Annotated in this window: 16 protein-coding genes; 6 read left to right on the top strand and 10 right to left on the bottom strand. The window is 48.9% G+C overall.

Annotated elements, in window-relative coordinates:
• Positions 1 to 307: 307 nt before the first annotated feature.
• The gene (locus tag ACYVB1_RS07715; protein WP_460922372.1) at positions 308 to 1,306 is read left to right on the top strand and encodes a cation diffusion facilitator family transporter; all 999 of its coding nucleotides are present in this window, start codon (positions 308 to 310) and stop codon (positions 1,304 to 1,306) included.
• A 44-nt stretch (positions 1,307 to 1,350) separates the two neighbouring features.
• Here the strand turns inward: ACYVB1_RS07715 and dprA are convergent, their stop codons facing one another.
• Both dprA and ACYVB1_RS07705 read right to left on the bottom strand, forming a co-directional pair.
• Positions 1,351 to 2,484 carry a DNA-processing protein DprA gene (gene dprA / locus ACYVB1_RS07710; RefSeq protein WP_460922370.1) on the bottom strand — a complete coding sequence of 378 codons (1,134 nt, stop codon included), beginning with the start codon at positions 2,482 to 2,484 and terminating at the stop codon, positions 1,351 to 1,353.
• A gap of 12 nt (positions 2,485 to 2,496) precedes the next feature.
• The gene (locus ACYVB1_RS07705; protein WP_460922368.1) at positions 2,497 to 2,844 is read right to left on the bottom strand and encodes a MerR family transcriptional regulator; all 348 of its coding nucleotides are present in this window, start codon (positions 2,842 to 2,844) and stop codon (positions 2,497 to 2,499) included.
• Between the two features lie 203 nt (positions 2,845 to 3,047).
• Here ACYVB1_RS07705 and alaS point away from each other — a divergent pair, with 203 nt between their 5' ends.
• From alaS to ACYVB1_RS07690, 3 genes are read left to right on the top strand one after another with little or no spacing between them, the layout of a single operon-like run.
• Positions 3,048 to 5,684, top strand: coding sequence for an alanine--tRNA ligase (gene alaS, locus ACYVB1_RS07700; RefSeq protein WP_460922366.1), 2,637 nt, complete (start codon positions 3,048 to 3,050; stop codon positions 5,682 to 5,684).
• 15 nt (positions 5,685 to 5,699) lie between these two features.
• On the top strand, positions 5,700 to 7,157 hold the full coding sequence (gatB, locus tag ACYVB1_RS07695; protein ID WP_460922364.1) for an Asp-tRNA(Asn)/Glu-tRNA(Gln) amidotransferase subunit GatB: 1,458 nt from the start codon (positions 5,700 to 5,702) through the stop codon (positions 7,155 to 7,157).
• An 11-nt stretch (positions 7,158 to 7,168) separates the two neighbouring features.
• A complete protein-coding gene (locus ACYVB1_RS07690) occupies positions 7,169 to 8,287 on the top strand; it encodes a redoxin domain-containing protein (RefSeq protein WP_460922362.1) in 1,119 nt (372 codons plus the stop codon).
• Between the two features lie 131 nt (positions 8,288 to 8,418).
• On the opposite strand, the gene ACYVB1_RS07685 is transcribed toward ACYVB1_RS07690, so the two are convergent.
• From ACYVB1_RS07685 to ACYVB1_RS07675, 3 genes are all read right to left on the bottom strand, one after another.
• Positions 8,419 to 9,066: a hypothetical protein gene (locus tag ACYVB1_RS07685; RefSeq protein WP_460922360.1), complete on the bottom strand. Its 648-nt coding sequence runs from the start codon at positions 9,064 to 9,066 to the stop codon at positions 8,419 to 8,421.
• Positions 9,067 to 9,071: 5 nt separating this feature from the next.
• On the bottom strand, positions 9,072 to 9,623 hold the full coding sequence (locus tag ACYVB1_RS07680; protein WP_460922358.1) for an acyl-CoA thioesterase: 552 nt from the start codon (positions 9,621 to 9,623) through the stop codon (positions 9,072 to 9,074).
• A 119-nt stretch (positions 9,624 to 9,742) separates the two neighbouring features.
• Complete coding sequence (locus ACYVB1_RS07675; protein ID WP_460922356.1) at positions 9,743 to 10,402, bottom strand: protein-L-isoaspartate(D-aspartate) O-methyltransferase; 660 nt, start codon at positions 10,400 to 10,402, stop codon at positions 9,743 to 9,745.
• Positions 10,403 to 10,661: 259 nt separating this feature from the next.
• On the opposite strand from ACYVB1_RS07675, the gene ACYVB1_RS07670 reads away from it, so the two are divergent.
• A complete protein-coding gene (locus ACYVB1_RS07670) occupies positions 10,662 to 11,246 on the top strand; it encodes a riboflavin synthase (protein WP_460922354.1) in 585 nt (194 codons plus the stop codon).
• An 84-nt stretch (positions 11,247 to 11,330) separates the two neighbouring features.
• Here the strand turns inward: ACYVB1_RS07670 and ACYVB1_RS07665 are convergent, their stop codons facing one another.
• The 4 genes from ACYVB1_RS07665 to hemF are packed head-to-tail and all read right to left on the bottom strand — an operon-like array spanning position 11,331 to position 16,176.
• Positions 11,331 to 12,233, bottom strand: coding sequence for a DUF4249 family protein (locus tag ACYVB1_RS07665; RefSeq protein WP_460922352.1), 903 nt, complete (start codon positions 12,231 to 12,233; stop codon positions 11,331 to 11,333).
• A 35-nt stretch (positions 12,234 to 12,268) separates the two neighbouring features.
• Positions 12,269 to 14,644, bottom strand: a complete 2,376-nt coding sequence (locus ACYVB1_RS07660; RefSeq protein ID WP_460922350.1) for a TonB-dependent receptor — start codon at positions 14,642 to 14,644, stop codon at positions 12,269 to 12,271.
• 51 nt (positions 14,645 to 14,695) lie between these two features.
• A complete protein-coding gene (locus ACYVB1_RS07655; protein WP_460922348.1) occupies positions 14,696 to 15,268 on the bottom strand; it encodes a phosphatase PAP2 family protein in 573 nt (190 codons plus the stop codon).
• A gap of 8 nt (positions 15,269 to 15,276) precedes the next feature.
• Complete coding sequence (gene hemF, locus ACYVB1_RS07650) at positions 15,277 to 16,176, bottom strand: oxygen-dependent coproporphyrinogen oxidase (RefSeq protein WP_460922346.1); 900 nt, start codon at positions 16,174 to 16,176, stop codon at positions 15,277 to 15,279.
• Between the two features lie 226 nt (positions 16,177 to 16,402).
• On the opposite strand from hemF, the gene ACYVB1_RS07645 reads away from it, so the two are divergent.
• A complete protein-coding gene (locus ACYVB1_RS07645) occupies positions 16,403 to 18,481 on the top strand; it encodes an alpha-ketoacid dehydrogenase subunit alpha/beta (RefSeq protein WP_460922344.1) in 2,079 nt (692 codons plus the stop codon).
• A 98-nt stretch (positions 18,482 to 18,579) separates the two neighbouring features.
• Here the strand turns inward: ACYVB1_RS07645 and tamL are convergent, their stop codons facing one another.
• Complete coding sequence (gene tamL / locus ACYVB1_RS07640; protein WP_460922342.1) at positions 18,580 to 20,994, bottom strand: translocation and assembly module lipoprotein TamL; 2,415 nt, start codon at positions 20,992 to 20,994, stop codon at positions 18,580 to 18,582.
• Positions 20,995 to 21,021: the final 27 nt, after the last annotated feature.

Here is a 21,021-nt window from a genome sequence, read left to right as displayed (position 1 = left end):
TTAGTACCTTGTCTAGACATAAAGAACCTCCTGCTTTAAGTGATATAGCTACCACTAGAACAGGAGGTTCTTCCTTTTTTATCCCATTCCTAAACTCCGGGATGATTCATGTTTTGTTTTTCATGGAGTTGTGCGTGTCAGCTTGTATGGCAACCGGCAGGAAGTCAATGAATCATCGTCCTCCTGTGAACGTTATTCTAACGTGGTTAGACATTCACAAGCTATTCTGTTACCTTTGTGCCCCCCAATCAATACCTGCTGGTATTGATTACACGTATCAGATTATTTTTCAAGACACAGCGTCAAAGTGATCAGGAAACTCAGAAACAAAAGTGAGAATATAAGACTTCAGGTTCTTGTCGTAGCGGTAGGGGTGCTATTGCTGCTTGCAAAATTTGTAGCTTTCTTCCTGACAAATTCCAATGCCATACTTACGGATGCGCTGGAGTCTATTATCAATGTGGTGGCAGGAGGCTTTTCGCTTTACAGCCTCATACTTTCCGCTCTTCCGCGTGATGCCAACCACCCTTATGGCCACGGCAAAATAGAGTTTATTGCCGCCACTCTCGAGGGCTCCCTGATTTTGGTAGCGGGCGGTATCATCATCATTAAATCTATCTATAACCTGGTTGAGCCGGTGCCCATCGAGCAGTTGGATATAGGTATTCTCCTGATTGCTGTTTCCGGTGTAGTAAACTTCATTGTGGGGTATATCACCACCCGAAAAGGAAAGAACTCAAAGTCGATAGTGCTGACAGCGGGAGGCAAACACCTGATGTCCGATGCCTATTCTACTGCCGGGATCCTTTTGGGACTCATGCTCATATACTTTACAGGCCAGGTTTGGATTGACAGTGTGGTTGCGATACTCTTTGGCCTGATAATTTGTGTTACAGGTGCCCGTATCCTGAGAGGATCAGTAGCCGGTATCATGGATGAAGCAGATTATGAACTACTGAAGGATATCGTAAAGGTACTCAATGAGAACCGTCGTGAAAACTGGATTGACATTCATAACCTGCGTGTTATAAAGTACGGCTCTACACTGCACATAGACTGCCACCTCACAGTGCCCTGGTACCTGAATGTGATGGAGGCGCATGATGAAGTGGAGGCAGTAGGTAAAGTAGTTCGGGAGAAGATAGACTCCAGCATCGAGCTGTTCATTCACACAGACCCTTGTATTGCACCATCCTGCTCTGTCTGCACCAAGCGGGACAATTGCGACGTGCGGCAGCACCCTTTTAAAGCACGGGTAGAATGGGAGTTTGAAAAAGTGATAGCAGACCGTAAGCATTCACTTTAGCCCCGGCCACTTACTGATTAGGTTGCGTTCACACGAACCGTTAACTAAGCCAGCAGCACAAACCGCTTGCCAGGCAATGCTTTTACGATACCTTTAAATTCAAGGCCCAGCAGGACAGAAGAAAGCAGGCTTACCGGCACCTGTGCCTTCCAGCTCAGGTTGTCCATTTGCTCCTCCCGGGTTTGCTGCAGCACCTTTAGCACTTTCAGCTCATCCGGGTTAAATTCTGATGCGTCAAAAGCGGGTGCTGCGGCTTTCGCCTTAGCGGCAGCGGCATCCTCTAAATCCCAATTCATCAGCTCCACCAAATCTTGAGCCGTGGTAAAAGCGGCTGCTTTGTGCGACTTAATAAGGAAGTTCGTGCCTTCTGAAACAGGAGAAGTAATATTGCCGGGCACAGCCAATACTTCCTTATCGTAGCTGTGGGCTATATCGGCGGTAATAAGGGTACCGCTTTTCAAAGCTGCCTCTATGACAATGGTGCAGTCAGACATACCTGCTATGATGCGGTTACGTGCCGGAAAACGGGGTGCATCGGGTTTGGTACCGAAAGGATTTTCTGTGAGCAGTCCGCCCTGCGTGAGCATACGCTCCGCATATTTGCGGTGCGCGGCAGGGTATACAATATCCAGGCCGCTGGCCATCACGCCAATGGTGGGCAAGCCTGCCTGTAAAGCCGCTCTGTGAGCAATAATGTCAACGCCATAGGCTAATCCGCTAACTACCATAACGTTAAGCCGTTTCAGGTCCTCAACAATGCGCTCAGTAACACTTTGTCCGTAAGCAGTAACCTGGCGGGTGCCAACAATGCTGACGATGCGCTTCTGGTTCAGGTTTGCGTTCCCCTGGTAATAGAGCAGAACAGGTGCATCAGCAATCTGCTTCAGGCGGTCCGGGTACTTTGGCGAAGTATAAAAAAGCGACTGTACCTCCATCTCCTGCGCCTGCTTCACTATTTGCTCCGCCTCAAGCAAGGCTCCTCTGGCACCATCTAAAATACCTTTCGCCCTGCCGCCTCCTACGCCCGGAATCTTAAGCAGTTTACCTGTATTGGCTTCAAATACTGCCTTTGGCGAACCGCAATAGCTGACCAGTGCACGTATGAGCTGTGCCCCTACATTAGGAAGCTTGGTTAAAGCGATTTCGTAAATATGCTGCTCATCCACCATTACAGGCATCGTACGAGGGGATTATGCTTTGGTGTTCAACTGATTCTTGATGCCCTGCAGGAAAGCCTTCACTTTCTCCAGCGACTCTATTATTTCAATCTTATCCTTTGTCTGTACCGACTTGTTCTTCAACATTTCCCTGGCACCCTGTATGGTATATCCGCGCTCTTTTACAAGATGATAAACCGTGCGCAGGTTCTCTATATCTTTGGGCGTGTATTGCCTGTTCCCTTTTTTATTCTTTTTTGGCTTCAGTTGCTCAAATTCGGTTTCCCAGAAACGGATAAGGGAAGGAGCTACATCGAACTGGGCTGCTACTTCACCAATGCTGTAATACTGTTTCTCGATTTCTTTTTCTTTATAAGGCATTGCTATTATTCTATGTTTATGGCAGCGCCAGCACTAATTTTCGCGCTGATGCTACTGATTACGGCTAAATTATGCTACTTTTGCCTCTAATGAGCTTTTCAGACAATGCCCATCAGGTGGAATTCTGTAAGGCAAAAATTCGATATTTTTTGTTATTAAACAACAAGTACAGCACTTAGTATCTAAAGGCTTAATACTCATACATGAATTCAGCTGAGATAAGACAGAAGTTTTTTGACTTCTTTGCTTCCAAACAACACCAGATAGTGCCTTCTGCGCCGCTTGTGGTAAAAGACGACCCGACATTGATGTTCATCAATTCAGGCATGGCTCCGTTCAAAGATTATTTCCTAGGGAATAAACCTGCACCTTACAAACGGATTGCAGACACGCAGAAATGCCTTCGTGTAAGCGGCAAGCACAACGACCTGGAGGAAGTAGGCTATGACACCTACCACCACACCATGTTCGAGATGCTGGGCAACTGGTCTTTCGGGGATTACTTTAAGAAAGAGGCGTTGCACTGGGCATGGGAGCTTTTAACGGAAGTATACCAGCTGCCAAAAGACAGACTGTATGTGTCGGTTTTCCAAGGCGACGAGAAAGACAACCTGGAGAAAGACCAGGATGCCTACGACATCTGGAAGATCATGATCGCAGAAGACCGCATCCTGTTCGGTTCTAAGAAAGACAACTTCTGGGAGATGGGCGATACCGGTCCCTGCGGTCCCTGCTCTGAAATTCACATTGACCTGCGCTCTGAAGAAGAAATCGCACAGGTGCCGGGCAAAGACCTCGTAAACAACGACCACCCGCAGGTAGTTGAAATCTGGAACAATGTATTCATGGAGTTCAACCGGCTGGCGGATGGCTCCCTGGTAAAACTGCCTGCCCAGCATGTAGATACAGGTATGGGCTTCGAGCGCTTGTGTATGGCGATCCAGCAGAAACGCTCTAATTACGATACAGACGTTTTCCAGCCATTGATACAGTTTATTGCCGGAGAAGCCGGCGTGAAGTATGGCGATAACGAGAAAACAGATATTGCCATCCGTGTAATGGCAGACCATATCCGGGCCATTGCTTTTGCTATTACCGACGGGCAGTTGCCTTCCAACAACAAGGCAGGGTATGTGATTCGCCGTATCCTGCGCCGTGCTGTGCGTTACGGCTTTACCTTCCTCGACTTTAAGAAGCCGTTCCTGTACAAACTGGCAGAAGTGCTGGCAGACCAGATGGCACACGTGTTCCCGGAACTGAAGCAGCAGCTAAGTTTTGTGCAGCGCGTGATAGAGGAAGAGGAGAATGCTTTCCTGCGCACCCTGGATAACGGTCTGAAGCGTCTGGACGCCCTTGAAGACAGGTTCAGAGAAAACAGCAATACCATCGACGGCAAAACAGCCTTCGAACTTTACGACACCTTCGGTTTCCCGCTGGACCTGACGGCGCTGATAGCCCGTGAGAAAGGTTTGAAGGTTGATGAAGCCGGTTTTGTGGCAGAGATGGAGCAACAGAAAAACCGCTCCCGCACCGCTTCGGCTACTGAGCAAAGCGATTGGGTAATTCTTCAGCCTGACGTGACAACAGAGTTCGTCGGCTATGATCAGGATGAGACTGAGTCCCGCATCGTGCGTTACCGCCAGGTGAAAGCCAAGAACAAGAGCGAGTATCATATTGTGCTCGACCAAACTCCTTTTTATGCAGAGAGTGGTGGCCAGGTAGGAGATACGGGTTACTTGATTTCAGATACAGAGCAGATAGAGGTGCTGGACACTAAGAAAGAGAACGATCTTATCCTGCACATTACTGCAAAGCTGCCACAGAATTTGGAGGCTGCTTTCAGGGGACAGATCAACGCAGAGCGCCGTAACTTTATTCGTAAAAACCACTCTGCTACCCATTTACTCCATGCTGCTTTAAGAAAAGTATTAGGAGACCATGTGCAGCAGCGCGGTTCTCTTGTAAACGAAAAGCTTTTACGTTTCGACTTCTCCCACTTTGCAAAAGTGGAGGAAGCGCAACTGCGTGAAGTGGAGCGTATCGTAAATGAGCGCATCCGGCAGAGCATTCCGTTGGAAGAGCAGCGCAACACCCCAATTGCTGAAGCGAAAGGCATGGGAGCTATGGCCTTGTTCGGGGAGAAATACGGTGAGTTTGTACGTGTTATTTCTTTTGACCGGGAGCACTCAGTGGAGCTTTGCGGTGGTACGCACGTGTTTAACACCGGCCAGATTGGCTATTTCAAAATTGTATCTGAAAGTTCAGTAGCCGCAGGCGTGCGACGTATTGAGGCTGTAACCGCTACGGTGGCAGAAGATTATGTACAGCAGCAACTGAACGAACTGAATGCAGTGCGGGAGGTGATAGGTACGCAGAGTAACCTCTCAGGTGCTGTACAGAAGCTGCAGGAAGATTATAAAAACCTGCAGAAACAGCTGGAGCAGTTTGAGCTGAAGCAGCTGGGCAGCCTGAAGGAGAGCCTGGTACAACAGGCTCAGCCGCTGGATGGCGTGAATTTTGTTGCAGAGCAGGTGGAAGTCAACCATGCAGATCACCTGAAAAAGCTGGCTTTCGACATGCGCCAGGTAGTTGATAACCTCGTGCTGGTGCTGGCTGCCGAAATAGACGGAAAACCACAGATAGCCGTGATGCTGTCAGACAACCTGGTTTCAGAAAAGAACCTGAACGCAAGCCAGATGGTGCGCGACCTTGCAAAAGAGATCAAAGGCGGTGGCGGTGGTCAGCCATTCTATGCCACAGCGGGTGGCAAAGACGCAGCTGGCTTACAGGCTGTGCCAGCCAAAGCATTGGAATTAGTAAAGAACTCATTAAAAAAATAATCTGTAGCTAAACAGATGGATAAAGAGATAAGAGATAAATATCAGGCAATAATAGGTTTAGAAGTACATGCGCAGCTCCTGACGGAGAGTAAAGCGTATGCAGCAGATTCTACTGAGTACGGTATGCTGCCGAACACGAACCTGAGCGTGATTACGCTTGGTCACCCGGGCACCTTGCCACGTGTGAATAAGAAGGTTGTGGAAATGGCGATCAAAATGGGTCTTGCTACTAACAGCGAGATTACGCGCTACAATGTTTTTGCCCGTAAAAACTATTTCTATCCTGACCTTCCGAAAGGATACCAGATCACGCAGGATAAAACCCCTGTGTGCACCCACGGGCATTTGGTGGTGAAGAATGCTGAGAATGTTGACAAACGGATTGGTATTACCCGCATCCACATGGAGGAAGACGCCGGTAAGTCGATGCACTTACCTGGAGAGGTTGAAACCTTGGTGGACCTAAACCGTGCCGGTGTTCCTCTCATTGAAATTGTGTCAGAGCCAGATATCAGGGATTCAGTAGAAGCCTATAACTACCTCGTAGAAATCAAACGCCTGGTAGAGTACCTGGAGATTTGTGACGGTAACATGGAGGAAGGCTCCCTGCGCTGTGATGCCAACGTATCGGTGATGCTGAAAGACTCTAAGGTTTTTGGTACGAAAGTGGAAGTAAAAAACATGAACTCCTTCCGCAACGTACAGCGTGCCATCGAGCATGAAATCGAGCGCCAGATTGCTATCCTGGAACGGGGTGAAAAAGTTGAGGGAGAGACGCGAGGCTTTGATGCGAACACCGGCACAACCTCTGCACAGCGTTCAAAAGAAACAATGAACGACTACCGCTACTTCCCGGAGCCGGATCTGCAGCCTCTGCTGATTGAGAAGGAATGGCTGGAAGAAATAAAGCTGACAATGCCAAGCCTGCCACAGGAGCTGTATGCACGCTTTGTGGGTGAGTTCGGATTACCGGAGTATGATGCCACTGTACTTACCGATGAAAAAGAGATAGCCTTGTATTTTGAGGAGCTCTGCAACCACACAAAGAATTACAAAGCTGCTTCCAACTGGGTGATGGGACCTGTTAAGTCTTACCTGAACGAGTTGCAGTTACATATGCGGGACTTTCCGCTTGCGCCGGAACAAATTGCCCAAATTATCTCTTTAGTAGAAGAGAACAAGGTTAGCCACTCGATAGCTTCCAAACAGATATTCCCATATATGCTGCAGCACCCTGAAACCACGGCACAGCAGGTGGCTGAAGAACAGAACCTGCTGCAGGAATCGGATTCTGATGAACTGGGACAGATTATCCAGGGAGTGCTGGCTGAAAACCCTGCCAAGGTAGACGAATACAAGGCAGGCAAGCAGTCGCTGATTGGCATGTTCATGGGAGAAATCATGAAGAAGACAAAAGGCAAGGCGGACCCTAAGTTGGCTAACAAGTTGCTCCGAGAAAGTTTGAATGCTTAATGCGCACGCTTATGAAATTTAAAAATATTGTGGCAGTTGCCACAGCTGTTGTGGTGCTGGCGGGTTGCCAGGGAAACAAATCTGCCTCTAACGGTGGTGATAGTTATACCATCAAGGGCAAGCTGAACAATGCACCCTCAGGCCCCATTTATCTTTATGAACTTGGGGAGGCGCAGTTTGTGGCCCGCGACACTGCATTGGTTTCTGAAGATGGTACCTTCACTTTCGAGGGTTCTGTTACAGAACCTACCTTTTACCGCATCTCCCGGGATCAGCAGAACGGCATGATGCTGGTACTGGACAAAGGGCAGATAAAGGTTGAAGCCGACGCGCAGGACTTGGGTGGCACGGCCAAAGTGGAGGGTTCCGAAGACACAAAGCTTTTCCTGGAACTGAACAAGCTCGTGAACGAAACCCGCATGAAGCAAATGCAACTGGAAGAACAGTTCAAGAAGGCAATGCAGGAAGGGAAAGCGGAACAGGCAGAACAGTTACGGCAGGAGTTTCTTGTAACGCAAAGCCAGGTAAAGAACTTCATTGCGCAGCACCCTAATTCTGTTGTTTCAGCTTTTGGTACAGCCAGCCTGATTGACCCAACAAACGACTTTGCTTTTGCTGACAGCATGGCAACTTTGTTTAACAAGAACATCCCGAACTCCAAATACACAGCTTTGCTGAACGAGCGCCTCAAGCCGTTCCGCAATACAGCCATCGGCCAGACAGCCCCGGATATATCACTGCCAACACCTGACGGAAGCTCTAAGTCGCTTTCCTCGCTTCGCGGCAAGTATGTTCTGATTGACTTCTGGGCCAGCTGGTGTGGTCCTTGCCGCCAGGAGAATCCGAACGTGGTTAGGATGTACAACGAGTACAAGAACAAAGGAGAAGGCTTCGAAATCTTTGGCGTGTCACTGGACCAGTCAAGAGAAAAGTGGCTGCAGGCAATTGAGAAAGACAAACTGACCTGGCCCCACGTATCAGACCTGCAGGGCTGGGAAAGCAGTGCTGCTTCTCTTTATAATGTAACAGCCATCCCGCAGACCGTACTCATCGATCCTCAGGGCAAAATCATAGCCAAAGGCTTAAGAGGTGCAGAACTGGAGCAAAAGCTGGCTTCCCTGTTAGACTAGATTTCTATAGCTGTTATTTTGTACAGCAGTTATTATTCACAAAAAGAAGCGGCCTTTCCATACCAGAAAGGCCGCTTCTTTTTGTGGGTATTTTTTTGCTCCTGCTTAGGAGAGTTGTTAGCAGATTCCTCTTATAGAAAAACCTGCTGCAGGGCGCCCCATAGCTTTTTCTTGTGCTCCACTTCGTGCTCAAGCAGGGAAAGGGCCTGTGAGAAAACAACAGGCACATCACCCACTATCACAGGATGATAAAGTGTGAACTTATCATGAGGCAGTGCTGTATCGAGGCGGCTGGCGAAACTGATGATGTAATTTACCTGTAGTACTTGCTGCAGGTCTTCGAACAGGGCAGTAGCACCAGATAAGTTATTTACATAGGCTACATCGGCAGGTTGAAGCCCGATAGCAGCCAGAATCTTCTGCAGAAACTGCAGTTGCGGCAGCATTACAAACTCACTATCAGGTAAGGTGACCAGAATTATAACTCCTCTGGCATTAGCGCCAGCTATTTTATACTTCTCGGCAGCCTGGGCTGCTGCTGCTGCAGTAGCCGGAGATTTGGGGATAGTGGGAGTAACAACCGGCGTATGGTCTGTTATCTGGTTCCTGATGGCAGGCTCTGCTGCTTTCGTTTCTTCCTCAATCTGCCCTGCCTGCGGAGTGTATGCAGCGGGTTGATCTGCTGCGGCAACAGCCTCTCCCTCTACCAAGTAGATGGTTTCCGTCATGAAGTTCTTTAAAAACTCCGAATTAACTGAATCTGCCTGTAAACCCGCCATATCCTTTACTGTACTTTATCTATTCCGCCCTGAGCGTCTTCTTTGATTTCAAATATGGATTTCAGCTCTTTCGCTTCGCTCGGTTTCATACGGCCAGCCAGCACCAGGCGCAACTGACGACGACGCAAGGCTCCGTCATAAAGCTTGATTTCTTCTTCTGTTTCTGGTATGGCCTCCGGCACATCAATAGGGTTGCCTAACTGGTCCACGGCTACAAAGGTGAAAAATGCCTGGTTCGACATCACCTTTTTACCACTCGGTATATCTTCGGCATACACTACTATGTGTACTTCCATAGAAGAGTTGAAGGCGCGTGTTACCTTGGCCTCCAGTGTTACAACATTGCCTAGCTTTATGCTTTCAGAGAAAGAAACATTGTCTACAGAAGCCGTTACAACAATTCTGTTGGAGTGCCTCTGGGCAGAGATGGCTGAAACAATATCCATCCAGTGCATCATACGGCCGCCCATCAGGTTGTGCAGCGTATTGGTGTCGTTTGGCAACACCAGTTCCGTCATGATCACGTAAGAGTCTTGTACTTTTTTTGATTTGCGCATTTTGTTATGCTTGATGAATGCCGCAAAGATACAAGCAGAATGGCAAAGCAGGAAATATACTTCAGCTGGAGGCGCAAAGCCCTTAGATATGCTGTGCACAGCCCGCAGGCGGGGAGAGTTTACATTTCTGTTTCCCAGCCGGATTTACCTAAAAGCGGCACAAATTTAAAGCTGCTGAATTCCTCTTTCGTGAATTCATTTTGCGCCACCTGCGTAATCCGCATCATTTTCTGGCTCTTTTCATCCCCAACCGGAATTACGAGCGAGCCGCCTACAGTTAACTGCCGTACCAGGCTCTTGGGCACGCCGGGGGCACCAGCTGTTACTATAATCTTATCAAAAGGCGCATAGGCGGGAAGGCCCTCCGAGCCATCTCCATGAAACGTATGCGGCTTCAGCCCATACTTTTTAAAGAACAAAAGTGCCTTCTCATATAGCGGGCGGTTGTATTCGATGGTGTACACGTGTGGCGTCAGCTGTAGCAGTACGGAACACTGATAGCCAGACCCGGTGCCGATCTCCAGTACTTTGTCCGTAGGTTTCAGATCCAGTAATTCTGTCTGAAAAGCAACCGTATAAGGCTGGCTTATGGTCTGTCCTTCTCCAATGGGGAAAGCTTTGTCCTGGTACGCCTGTTCCAAAAATGCTTTTTCAAAAAAGAAATGCCTTGGTACAGCCTCAATGGCAGCGAGCACACGTGGGTCACGGATGCCTTTTTGCTGTAACACCTTGATTAAAGCCCTGCGCATGCCTTTGTGTCTGTACGAGTCTGTCTCCATCTATTCTATTTACTTTTACTATAAAAAATTATGATGCTACAATGCCGTTATGAAGTATCGCAGCTATGCGAAATTAAGCATACCTGCTTAAATATGCTGCTTAATTTATACCAAAACTTTTATTAAAAGGTGCTGCTGAAACATTAGCCGCAGAAAAAGGGTTAATTTTGGCAAAAGGAAATTTATGCTGACTGCAGCATCAGGCAGGACTTCTGCCGTGTGTTTTGCCAGCCAGTAACTACACCTATTAAGAAGTAAAATGTTTACAGGAATTATAGAGACGCTGGGGCGTGTCACCCAAATAAAAGAAGAGCACACAAACAAGCATTATACCATCACAGCTCCTTTCACTAATGAACTGAAGGTTGACCAGAGCGTGGCGCACAATGGTGTCTGCTTAACAGTGGTAGGTATAGCGGGAGATGCCTATACCGTGACAGCCATCGACGAAACCTTGCAAAAGACTAACTTGAATAGCCTGAAAGAAGGTGACATCGTGAACCTGGAACGCTGCATGCAGGCCAATGGCCGCTTCGACGGGCATGTGGTGCAAGGGCATGTAGATCAGACGGCTGTCTGCAAATCAGTTGAAGATGAAAACGGAAGCTGGGTTTTTACCTTCCAATACGACGCTTCTAAGGGGAATGTAACCGTAGAGAAAGGGTCTATCTGCGTTAACGGCATCAGCCTGACAGTTGTCAACTCCAAAGAAGATTCTTTCTCGGTGGCTATCATACCGTACACTTATGAGCACACCAATCTGCAGAATGTAAAGCCCGGAGATACAGTGAACCTGGAATTTGATATTATTGGCAAATATGTAGCGCGCCTGCTGGGGAAGTGAACAATTTTGAATAACTGAATTTTGAATGATTGAATAAACAGAAGGATGTCTATTTGTGCTAAGATTCAGTTATTCAAAATTCAGTTATTCAATTATTATGCTATGGTACGTGACACCGTAGCCGCCCCAGATGCCAAGGCCCCCTTTGATGTTGGACTGGGTAATGTTAGGAGTACCAATGGGACTGCCGTTGCTGTTTTGTTCATTCTCCAAGCTATACCAGAAGCGGTAGTGCGGCAAATCGATAGAAGCCCACCGTACTACGACAGTATCGCCTACGCCAAAGTAACTGTACAACTCCTCGTTTATATCTGCCTGCCCTTTGGGCTCGCCCCGGTCCAGCGGAAAGCTAATGGTGCGACCGTTTACCAGTTCATCGTTAAAGACAGAAGTAAACAAACCGGGGAAAAAAGGTTCGCTGTTGCGCTTAGTGAAGTAGCGAATGCTGTTACCTAATGTATCCGGATCTGTATAGCGGTAGTAAAGTACCCGCAGGCTGTCCTGAGTTTGGTTGGCGTGAGGCACTGTCCAGAGCGAATCAATCGGATTAAGCTGTGGAATAGTGGTTGTAGCGGTGAGTTCCCGGCCTTCCTGACTGATGTGCAAGCGGTAATTTTGTCCTGTTTCTCCTATCAGCTCATCCGTAGTATAGATATAAAACAGAAAGCCACTGTTGCGCCTTAGCTGTGCTGCCGGTATACCAAACTGTAGGCTCACTACCTGGCGCAGCTCTTTTGAGAACGCTGGCGAAGCAATTTCACGTAACGCATACATTTGCCCTTGACTAGAGACAGTAACCTGGGCATCATGTACAAAACTTTGCTCCAGCGCTTCAACTGACAGGTCTGAAAAAACCGGCACAGACCGTGTTAGTACCACTACAGGAGGAGTACCCTGCTCAATATGCCCTTCTACCACGATTTTTTCTTCTCCCTCTGGCAGGATTAAGTTTAAATCCTGTTCACAGCTAAAGAGTAGCAGGAGCATCAACAAAAAAGCTATATACTGAAGTGTGCGCATGTTTATTTCCAGCTAAAGTTCCAGGTAACAGAAGGCAGGGGGAAAGGGATAATCGATATCTTCTTCGCCTGCAGCTTCAGGTTCTGATTGGCAAGGCTCACCTCATTATCAACATAGTAAAGGAAAGGGTTTCGCCGCCCATATACGTTGTAAACCGAGAAAGTCCAGCTGGATTTAATACGCTCCCGTACTTTACCCTCTAAAGTTGCCGAAAGGTCCAGGCGGTGGGTAGGTTGCATCCTGAAGCTGTTCCGGTCGCCATATTGATAGTTAATGGTGCCCTCCAGGTAATAACGCCGCAAAGGCAGGGTAGTGGCCTGGCCGGTGCCAAATACAAAAGAGCCACCAAAGGTCCAACGGTTGTTCAGTTTATAGCTGCTCACCAGAGACAGGTCGTGCCGCCGGTCGAAGCGAGCCGGGAATTCCCTTCCACCATTCAATTCGGGGAATTGCCTTGAGGTTTTAGACAAGGTATAGCCTATCCAGCCTTGTAAATCGCCATAGTTCTTGCGCAGGAAAAACTCCACCCCGTAGGATTTGCCACTACCACTGACAAACTCATATTCCAGGTCGCGGTTGCTGGGCCCCGGGGCAAAACCCTCGCGGTACTCCAGCTGGTTTTCCATGTCCTTGTAATATACCTCCACAGAGCTTTCATACTGATTCTGCGCAAAGCTTCTGAAATAACCTAATGCGAACTGGGTAGCGAATTGAGGTTCCACTATGGCTGAACTTGGGACCCACACATCCAGCGGCAGGGTAGTATAGGCGTTGGAAACTAGGTGCAGGTATTGCGCTGAACGTGCAAAGCCGCCCTTTACAGAGGACTGCTCATTCAACCTGTACCTTGCTGATGCTCTTGGCTCCCAAGCCTGAAAAGTTTTCACTCTGTCGCCGCTTCCGTAGCGGGTAGAGTCTGTAACAATATTATTCTGGTTAAAGCGGTAGTAACTGAACGGCCCCACCTGCATAAAGTAACTGTTGCGCAGGCTCAGGCTTAGCAGCAGCCGGTCCGTAACATTCCAGTCATCAGACACATAAAAAGCTGTTTCATGTGCATATTTAGGTAAAACCCGGCTGGTGCCAAAAACTTCACCTGCTTCGCCTTCGGCCTCGCCTGTGCGGGGACGAAGGGTGTGATAAGTGTACTGCACCCCATACTGCAGATGGTGCCGCACGCTGGGTGTAAAATCAAAGTCTGCGTGAAGGCTATAGTCCCTTACGCCTGTTTGCAGCACCGTATTGTAGCCTCCATAGTCCCAGTTAAACTGAAACTGGTAGTTGCTGAGCACCCCCGTTACATTCATAAACTGCTTATCGTTAAAAAAGTGGTTCCAGCGGGCGGTGGCGGTGGCGTTGCCCCAGAAAAAATCAGAGGTGAAGCGGCCGTCCGATAATTTTAAATTGCCAATGTCACGGCCATAGTACCCGCTTAAGGACAACCTGTCTTTTTCTGATAAGCTGTAGCTTAATTTTCCGTTCAGGTCATAAAAACGGAAAGGCACGCCCCCTTGCGCTGTATTTTTCAGGAAAGGGTTAAAAAGGGCATCCATGTAGGTGCGGCGGCCAGACAGTAGGAACGAGGCCTTTTCTTTTATTAAGGGTCCCTGTACAGTAAGCCGGGAAGCAATTAAACCAATGCCACCCTCTGCGCTATGATCTGACATGTCGCCTTCCTTCATCTCGATGTCCAGCACAGAAGAGAGGCGACCGCCATAGCGTGCGGGCATGTTGCCTTTAATGAGGGTGGTGTTTTTTATTGCATCACTGTTGAACACAGAAAAGAAATTAAACAGGTGCCCGGGGTTATAAACAGTGGCATTGTCGAGGAGCACCAGGTTTTGGTCGGCTCCTCCGCCACGTACGTAAAAACCTGTGTTTCCTTCGCCTCCAGACTGCACACCCGGCAACATTTGCACCGTTTTAAGAATATCCAGCTCCCCAAAAAGTACAGGCAGTGTTTTGATTGTTTCCATAGGGAGCTCCAGTTGCCCCATGGTTGCCGTTTCGGTAATTGGCTGCTGCCGTTGCGCCACCACTTCCACCTCCTGTACACCATAGGCGGTCGGAACCAGTTTAATGTCCAGCTGACGGTTCTGGTTTACCTCCAGTGCATGGCTGGTAGCATCGTAGCCAATATATTTTGCCACAAGGGTATAGGTGCCGGCAGGAACAGTGAAAGAGAACCCCCCGTTGGCACCTGTAATGGCACCACGGCTGCTGATTTCCCGAACGGCAACAGATGCTCCTGCCAGCCCCTCGCCACTCACCGCATCTACTACACGACCCGAAAGCCTGTAGTTCTCCTGCGCTGATGCAGAAGCAAAAGCAGAGAGCACTAAAAGTAAAAGTAAAAAAGTGATACTACGTGTGCGCAAACCAGTGGCTGTTGTATTGATAACGGAAGAACAGCTGTTCCCACCAAAAGTTTAACGTACCAGGGAGGGATATTTGTTCAACAGAATGGTATAGCCAAGCGAGCAGCAATAGGCGAGGAAAGAACCCAGTAAAGCCCCTCCAATGGTGTCGCCGGGGTAATGCACGCCCAGGTAAATACGGCTGTAGGACACCACAACGGCCCACAGGATCAGCACAATCTTAAATATAAAGTACCTGTCGGAGAGGATGAGGTTGAAGAAGACGGCCAGGGCAAATCCTGTGGAGGCATGTGAGGACATAAAGCCAAACCTGCCGCCACAGCCTTTCACAATATTCACAACAGCCGAAAGCTCCGGGTCGTGGCAGGGTCTAAGACGGGCGAAATAAGGCTTAAATATACCTGAGGCCACAAAATCCGCCAGCCCAACCGCTACAATGGCGAGCAGCAGCATCGGGATGCTCTGCTTCCGGTAACGCCAGACCAAGTACACGATCAAGGCTAAGTAAAAGGGAATCCAGACATATTTATTCGATACAAATACCATTACAGCATCCCAGAAAGGGTTTTGCATGTCGTTGAGGTATACAAATAGGTCTTGATCGAGTTGTTCCAGTTCTTCCATCTTACAAACTATTGCACCTGTAGCCAGTCTATGTCCTTCTTCAGGTAAGCTTGTGTCTGCTCTTCCGGGCTACCTGCTTCCGGAGTAAAGTTGTAAAGCCAGGAGGCATGGGTGGGCAGGCTCATCAGAATGGATTCGATACGCCCTTTTGTGAGCAGGCCAAACTTTGTACCCCGGTCGTACACTAAATTAAATTCCACGTAGCGGCCACGGCGCAGTAACTGCCACTGTTTCTCCCGCTCCCCATAGGGAAGGTCGTGGTTATGGTTCATAATAGTGGTGTAGAACGGAATAAAAGCATAAGCCACATCCTGCACAAAGGCAAAACGTTCTTCTATGGTGAATTCCTCGTTTGCTGATAAGCGGTCAAAGAAAATTCCGCCAACTCCACGGGTCTCCTCGCGGTGCTCGTTGTAGAAATAATCATCTGCCCACTTCTTAAACTCCGGGTAATAGGATGGATGGTGCTTGTCGCATACGGCCTTCATCTGCGCATGAAACTCCTTTGCCTGTTTCAGGTCCAGGTAAATGGGCGTCAGGTCTATGCCACCCCCGAACCAGGCTTGCCCGTCTCCGGCTTCAAAATAGCGCACATTCATGTGCGTGATGGGAACCATGGGGCTATGGGGGTGCATCACCACCGATACGCCAGTCGCAAAGTAGTTTGGGTCTGGCATGAGCAGCATTTTCATGAAAGCAGGGGAGAGTTCACCCTCCACGGCAGAAAAGTTCACGCCGCCCTTTTCCAGCACGGAACCGTTTTCTATCACGCGTGAAATACCACCGCCGCCAGTTTCATGTTGCCACTCATCGGCACTGAATTTGGCACCACCGTCACAGGTTTCCAAGGCCTGGTAAAGGTCTTTCTGAAACTGGCGCATGAACGCCTCTACTTTTTCTCTGAACATTTTTTATATCTGCAGGAGTAAGACAATTTTTTAAGACGCTGCACACATGCAAGTTTTTAGCACAATCAAAAACAGCGTAGACTTTATTGTGGATGAAGCTCAGAAACTTAGAAATTAAACTTCATCAGCGGTAAAATTACCAAATGAATTGCGTACAACCGAAGCAACGGGCAATTTTTAGGAAAAGGCCGGAAATTCGTAAATTGCGGCAAACCTATAAAAAACTATGGTAAAAGATTCTTTGGAAGCTGTTAAGCTGGACGTTGATCTGCTAAAAAAGGCTTACAGGCTGATGATAACTGCCAAAACGATGGCAGATACCTACGAAGAGAACAAAGCGATCTGTAGCAAGTATGTGCACAGCACCTCCCGCGGGCACGAAGCCATTCAGCTGGCCGCGGCTTTCCAGCTACAGCCTTATGATTATGCTGCGCTCTATTACCGCGACGATTCCATGTTGCTGGGTATCGGCATGCAGCCTTACGAGCTTATGCTGCAGCTTATGGCCAAAGCAGATGACCCTTTCTCAGGCGGACGCACCTATTATGGGCACCCCTCGCTTAAGCGTGAAGGCTTCCCTACCATTCCGCACCAAAGCTCTGCCACAGGAATGCAGGCTATTCCGGCTACAGGTATGGCGCATGGCATTTCATACCTGGAAGGGCAGGGGCTGCTGGAGGGGGAGGAGAAACCCGTGGTACTTTGTTCTATTGGCGATGGTGCGGTAACAGAAGGGGAAGTGTCAGAGGCTTTCCAGATGGCGGTTCTGAAAGGACTACCCATTGTGTATCTTGTGCAGGACAACGACTGGGGCATTTCAGCGACTGGCAAAGAAATGCGCGCCATGGATGCCTATGAGTTTGCAGCAGGATTTAAAGGCATGGAGCGGCTGCGCGTCAATGGCTCGGACTTCGAGGAATCTTATGAAGGCTTACGGGTAGCTTTCGAATACGCCCGCAAAGTACGCCGCCCGATACTTGTACAAGCCAAAGTTCCGTTGCTGGGCCACCACACCTCTGGTGTGCGACGCGAGTGGTACAGGGGAGATAACCTGCAGGAGCATGCCGTCAATGACCCGATTCCGCAGCTGCGCCAGGCTATGTTGGATGCTGATGTGCCAGAGGAAGAAATTGAGGCGCTGGAGCAGGAGGCCAAAGACACCGTGGCACAGGACTACCAGCGTGCTCTTAAGGCACCGGCACCTGATCCGGAAACATTTGACCAGCATGAGTTTGCGCCTACACCTGTTACCGAAGAAAAAGGAGAACGCCGCCCAGCCGGCGCCGAGAAAGTAACAATGGTGGATGCTGCCCTGCATGCAGTGGATGATATTCTGAAGAAATATCCGGAGGCCCTGTTTTATGGTCAGGATGTAGGGGGAGAGCTGGGAGGAGTGTTCCGGGAGGCAGCCTTACTGGCCAAGAAGTATGGGGATGCCCGCGTGTTTAACACTCCTATACAGGAAGCATATATTGTAGGGTCAACCGCCGGTATGTCTGCGGTGGGAGCTAAAGCCATTGTGGAGATTCAGTTTGCCGATTACATCTGGCCCGGTATAAACCAGTTGGTCGAAGAGCTTTCTAAAAGCTGCTACCTATCAAAAGGCCAGTTCCCGGTGCAGTCCCTGATACGGGTGCCCATAGGTGCTTATGGTGGCGGTGGACCTTACCACTCTGGCAGCATAGAGTCCACGCTGCTGAATATTCGGGGCATCAAAGTAGTATTCCCAAGCAATGCTGCCGATATGAAAGGTTTGATGAAAGCCGCTTTCCTGGACCCAAACCCGGTAGTGATGCTGGAACACAAAGGCATTTACTGGTCTAAAGTACCCGGCACGGAAGACGCCAAAACTGTCGAGCCGGATGAGGATTACATCCTCCCGCTCGGGAAGGCCGGCATCGTACAGCAGGCGGATGAGAAAGAAATCCGGATGGGTATCAGTATGGCGGTTATTACCTACGGCATGGGCGTATATTGGGCAAAAACGGCAGCGAAACAATATGCCGGGAGCATTGAAATTGTGGACCTGCGTACGCTGAACCCGCTCGATTACGAAACTGTAAAAGCATCAGTTGAACGTCATGGAAAGGCGCTGGTGCTTACAGAAGAGCCGCTGATGAACTCTTTTGCTGAGTCTTTGGCCGGGCGTCTGTCCAGAGACTGTTTCCAGAAGCTGGACGCACCGGTATATACGTTGGGTGCCGCCAATCTGCCAGCCATTCCGCTGAACGTGGATCTGGAAAAGATGATGCTGCCGAATGCGGAAAAAGTAGCTGCGGCGATGGAGGATTTGCTGAACTACTAGCTTCCTAATGGTTTAGGAAAAACCAACAGCATTTAATTTTTACCAAAAGAGCCACTCCGTGATTGGAGTGGCTCTTTTAGTGAATGACTTTTCAATCACTAGAAAGGATAACCGATGCCTATTTGCAGGGTGCTTTGGCTGTTCCTGGTAAAGAACCCGGAGAACTTGAAGTCGTCAAGAATAAACCTGTTCCCATGAAGGCCGGCCGGATCATAAACTTTTGTGGCCAGGTCAAACCGAAGGATCAGTACGGACAGGTCGAAGCGGATACCGAAGCCTGTACCCACGGCTAACTCTTTGTAAAACCTGTTGAACTCGAAATTAGCTTTCGGTCGGTTTATATCTTCGCGCAGCAGCCACACATTCCCCGCATCTACAAACAAGGCTCCGTTCAGGAAGCTGAAGATGTTAAAGCGGTACTCTACGTTTGCCTCTAACAATACTTCGCCCGGCTGCTCTAAGTTGAAGTCGCGCTCTATGCCCACGGTATAAGGCTCGTCCCCATTATCTACCTCCACAGGCCTGACAGAGGCATAGGAGCCAAGACCCAGGCGGCGGGATTGCCAGGCACGCACGCTGCTGGCGCCACCTGCGAAAAAGTGCTTTTCATAGGGCAGCACGTCTGAGTCAAAAATGGGAGAGGCTACTCCTCCATTTACGCGGTACACAAAATACCTGGAGCCACCCAATGGAATGTAGCGTCGGAAATCAGGATTTATTTTGGCGTACTGGAAGGTCTGCAGGTTGTTAAAGCCTAAATCAAGCCCCAGTTCCTTCGATAAGCCACCTACTTCTATGAGTGTACGGAAGTAACGTGCGTTACGCGTTTGGGTGAAATCATTGGTGTTATAAATAAAATTAAACCCGACAAACGAGATGATACCATCAGAAAAGCTTTCTATAAGCGATCTGCTGCCCTCGCTGTTTGCAATGAGGCTTTGCCGGAAGTTATTATCTAATATTTCACCCTGTACAATGTTCAGGTTCACCGGAGAAAAGATGAACTGCATAACGGGTGGCCGAAGCGGGTTGCGTGTAATCTGCCAGATGTAGTCGAGTCCCAACTGGTAGCTTGTGCGGGTATATTGTTCCCTGTCGCTGCTCGTGTACCCGCTATAGAAGCGGGTTCTCGGGCTGTATTCCGATAAAAGGCTCTTGTTGGTAAATGGCACCAGAATAACCGGGAAAGACAAAGACATATCCGCACCGTATTCTTTTATCAATACCGCTCTGTTTGCATCTGTAAGACTTGCCTGCCCCTCTATACCTCCTCTCAATCCTATATCAAGGTTCTCAGCCCCTCCAAAAATATTCCGGATCCGCAACCGAATGCTGGAAAAGGGGCCAGGGATACGCTCTGTATAGTTTAAACCAAGCTCCAGTGTTTCCTGAAACTTTTTGGCCGGAAGGGCATTGATATAAACATTCAGCAGGTAACTGGAATCAGAAGCTGTTTCAAGCCTGGTGTAGAGGACGTTACTGAACTGAAACACATCTAAATCAGCCAATTTGCGCTGGGTGGTGGATGTGCGTAACTGGCTGTATCGCTGCCCCGGGTAAACATCTACTTTTTTGTCCAGAATCTCCGGAGAAAACCTGTGCCTGTAAGCAATATAGTTGATGCCATTGTACGCAATGGTATCGCGCGGAATGCCGAACCGGTCTGCATCGGTTTTAAAATACACATTGTTGATGGTGTAAAGACGATGAGTTGAATCCTGCTCCGGATTCTGAATAATGGTTTTGATGGTGGCAGTTCTTCCAGCGGAAGTGGTGTCAACTTCAAACTCTATGTAAGCGCGGGCAAAGTCATAATAGCCCCTGTTCCGCAGCAGGGTGTATAAGCGGTCGCGCTCTGCTGCCAATACATCCTCGTCGTATTTATCCCCCAGCTGCAGCAACGATCGGTTAGAGGTAGCCTCTACCAGCTGGCGTATGTCTGCGTCGGGGATGCCATAGGTAAATTCCGTATACCGGTAAGGCGCGTTTTCTTCTATGTTGATGGTTATGTAAACCAGCTTGTCTCTTCTGACTTCCTTCTCATAACCTGATCGGTGGTTAAAGTACCCTTTTGAGTTCAGGTAGATGTCAATCTGGTCCATTGTCTTTTCCATCAGCGTAGAGTCATAAATGGAGGGAGGTTCCCCGAGCTGCATCAGAAAGTTGCCTTCTTCTTTTTTTTCCTGCAGCCTGTCAATACGGCTGTCGTACTTTAACCTCAGGCGCTGTATCTTTGCAGAATCAGTGCCTGCCTCTTCTATTCGCTGCCTTTTTTTTGCCTGCTGCTTTTCGATGCGCTCCTGGATCTGCTGTGGGTCGTAGAACTTTTTGCCGAAGTTGTAAAGCGCCAGGTAAGGCGTTGAGCCAAGCACCATGCGGTTTGGCTGCTGCTGGTAAAGCGACTGAATAGCAGTAGGCTCCACCGTTTCCAGGCCCTGCGGCTGGATGCTTACCAATAGCCTTTCATCCTCGGCTAAATAGCGGGTGGGCACACAGGACTGTACACATAACATTGTTAATGCCAGTACAGATATGTATAA

The organism is Pontibacter brevis, from assembly GCF_054779655.1.
This window is presented reverse-complemented; position numbering and strand designations above follow the sequence as displayed.

Coding starts and splice junctions, on each gene's coding strand:
- dprA (WP_460922370.1), bottom strand. CDS start 2,484: ATGCCTGTAATGGTGGATGAGCAGCATATTTACGAAATCGCTTTAACC.
- ACYVB1_RS07705 (WP_460922368.1), bottom strand. CDS start 2,844: ATGCCTTATAAAGAAAAAGAAATCGAGAAACAGTATTACAGCATTGGT.
- alaS (WP_460922366.1), top strand. CDS start 3,048: ATGAATTCAGCTGAGATAAGACAGAAGTTTTTTGACTTCTTTGCTTCC.
- gatB (WP_460922364.1), top strand. CDS start 5,700: ATGGATAAAGAGATAAGAGATAAATATCAGGCAATAATAGGTTTAGAA.
- ACYVB1_RS07690 (WP_460922362.1), top strand. CDS start 7,169: ATGAAATTTAAAAATATTGTGGCAGTTGCCACAGCTGTTGTGGTGCTG.
- ACYVB1_RS07685 (WP_460922360.1), bottom strand. CDS start 9,066: ATGGCGGGTTTACAGGCAGATTCAGTTAATTCGGAGTTTTTAAAGAAC.
- ACYVB1_RS07680 (WP_460922358.1), bottom strand. CDS start 9,623: ATGCGCAAATCAAAAAAAGTACAAGACTCTTACGTGATCATGACGGAA.
- ACYVB1_RS07675 (WP_460922356.1), bottom strand. CDS start 10,402: ATGGAGACAGACTCGTACAGACACAAAGGCATGCGCAGGGCTTTAATC.
- ACYVB1_RS07670 (WP_460922354.1), top strand. CDS start 10,662: ATGTTTACAGGAATTATAGAGACGCTGGGGCGTGTCACCCAAATAAAA.
- ACYVB1_RS07665 (WP_460922352.1), bottom strand. CDS start 12,233: ATGCTCCTGCTACTCTTTAGCTGTGAACAGGATTTAAACTTAATCCTG.
- ACYVB1_RS07655 (WP_460922348.1), bottom strand. CDS start 15,268: ATGGAAGAACTGGAACAACTCGATCAAGACCTATTTGTATACCTCAAC.
- hemF (WP_460922346.1), bottom strand. CDS start 16,176: ATGTTCAGAGAAAAAGTAGAGGCGTTCATGCGCCAGTTTCAGAAAGAC.
- ACYVB1_RS07645 (WP_460922344.1), top strand. CDS start 16,403: ATGGTAAAAGATTCTTTGGAAGCTGTTAAGCTGGACGTTGATCTGCTA.
- tamL (WP_460922342.1), bottom strand. CDS start 20,994: ATGTTATGTGTACAGTCCTGTGTGCCCACCCGCTATTTAGCCGAGGAT.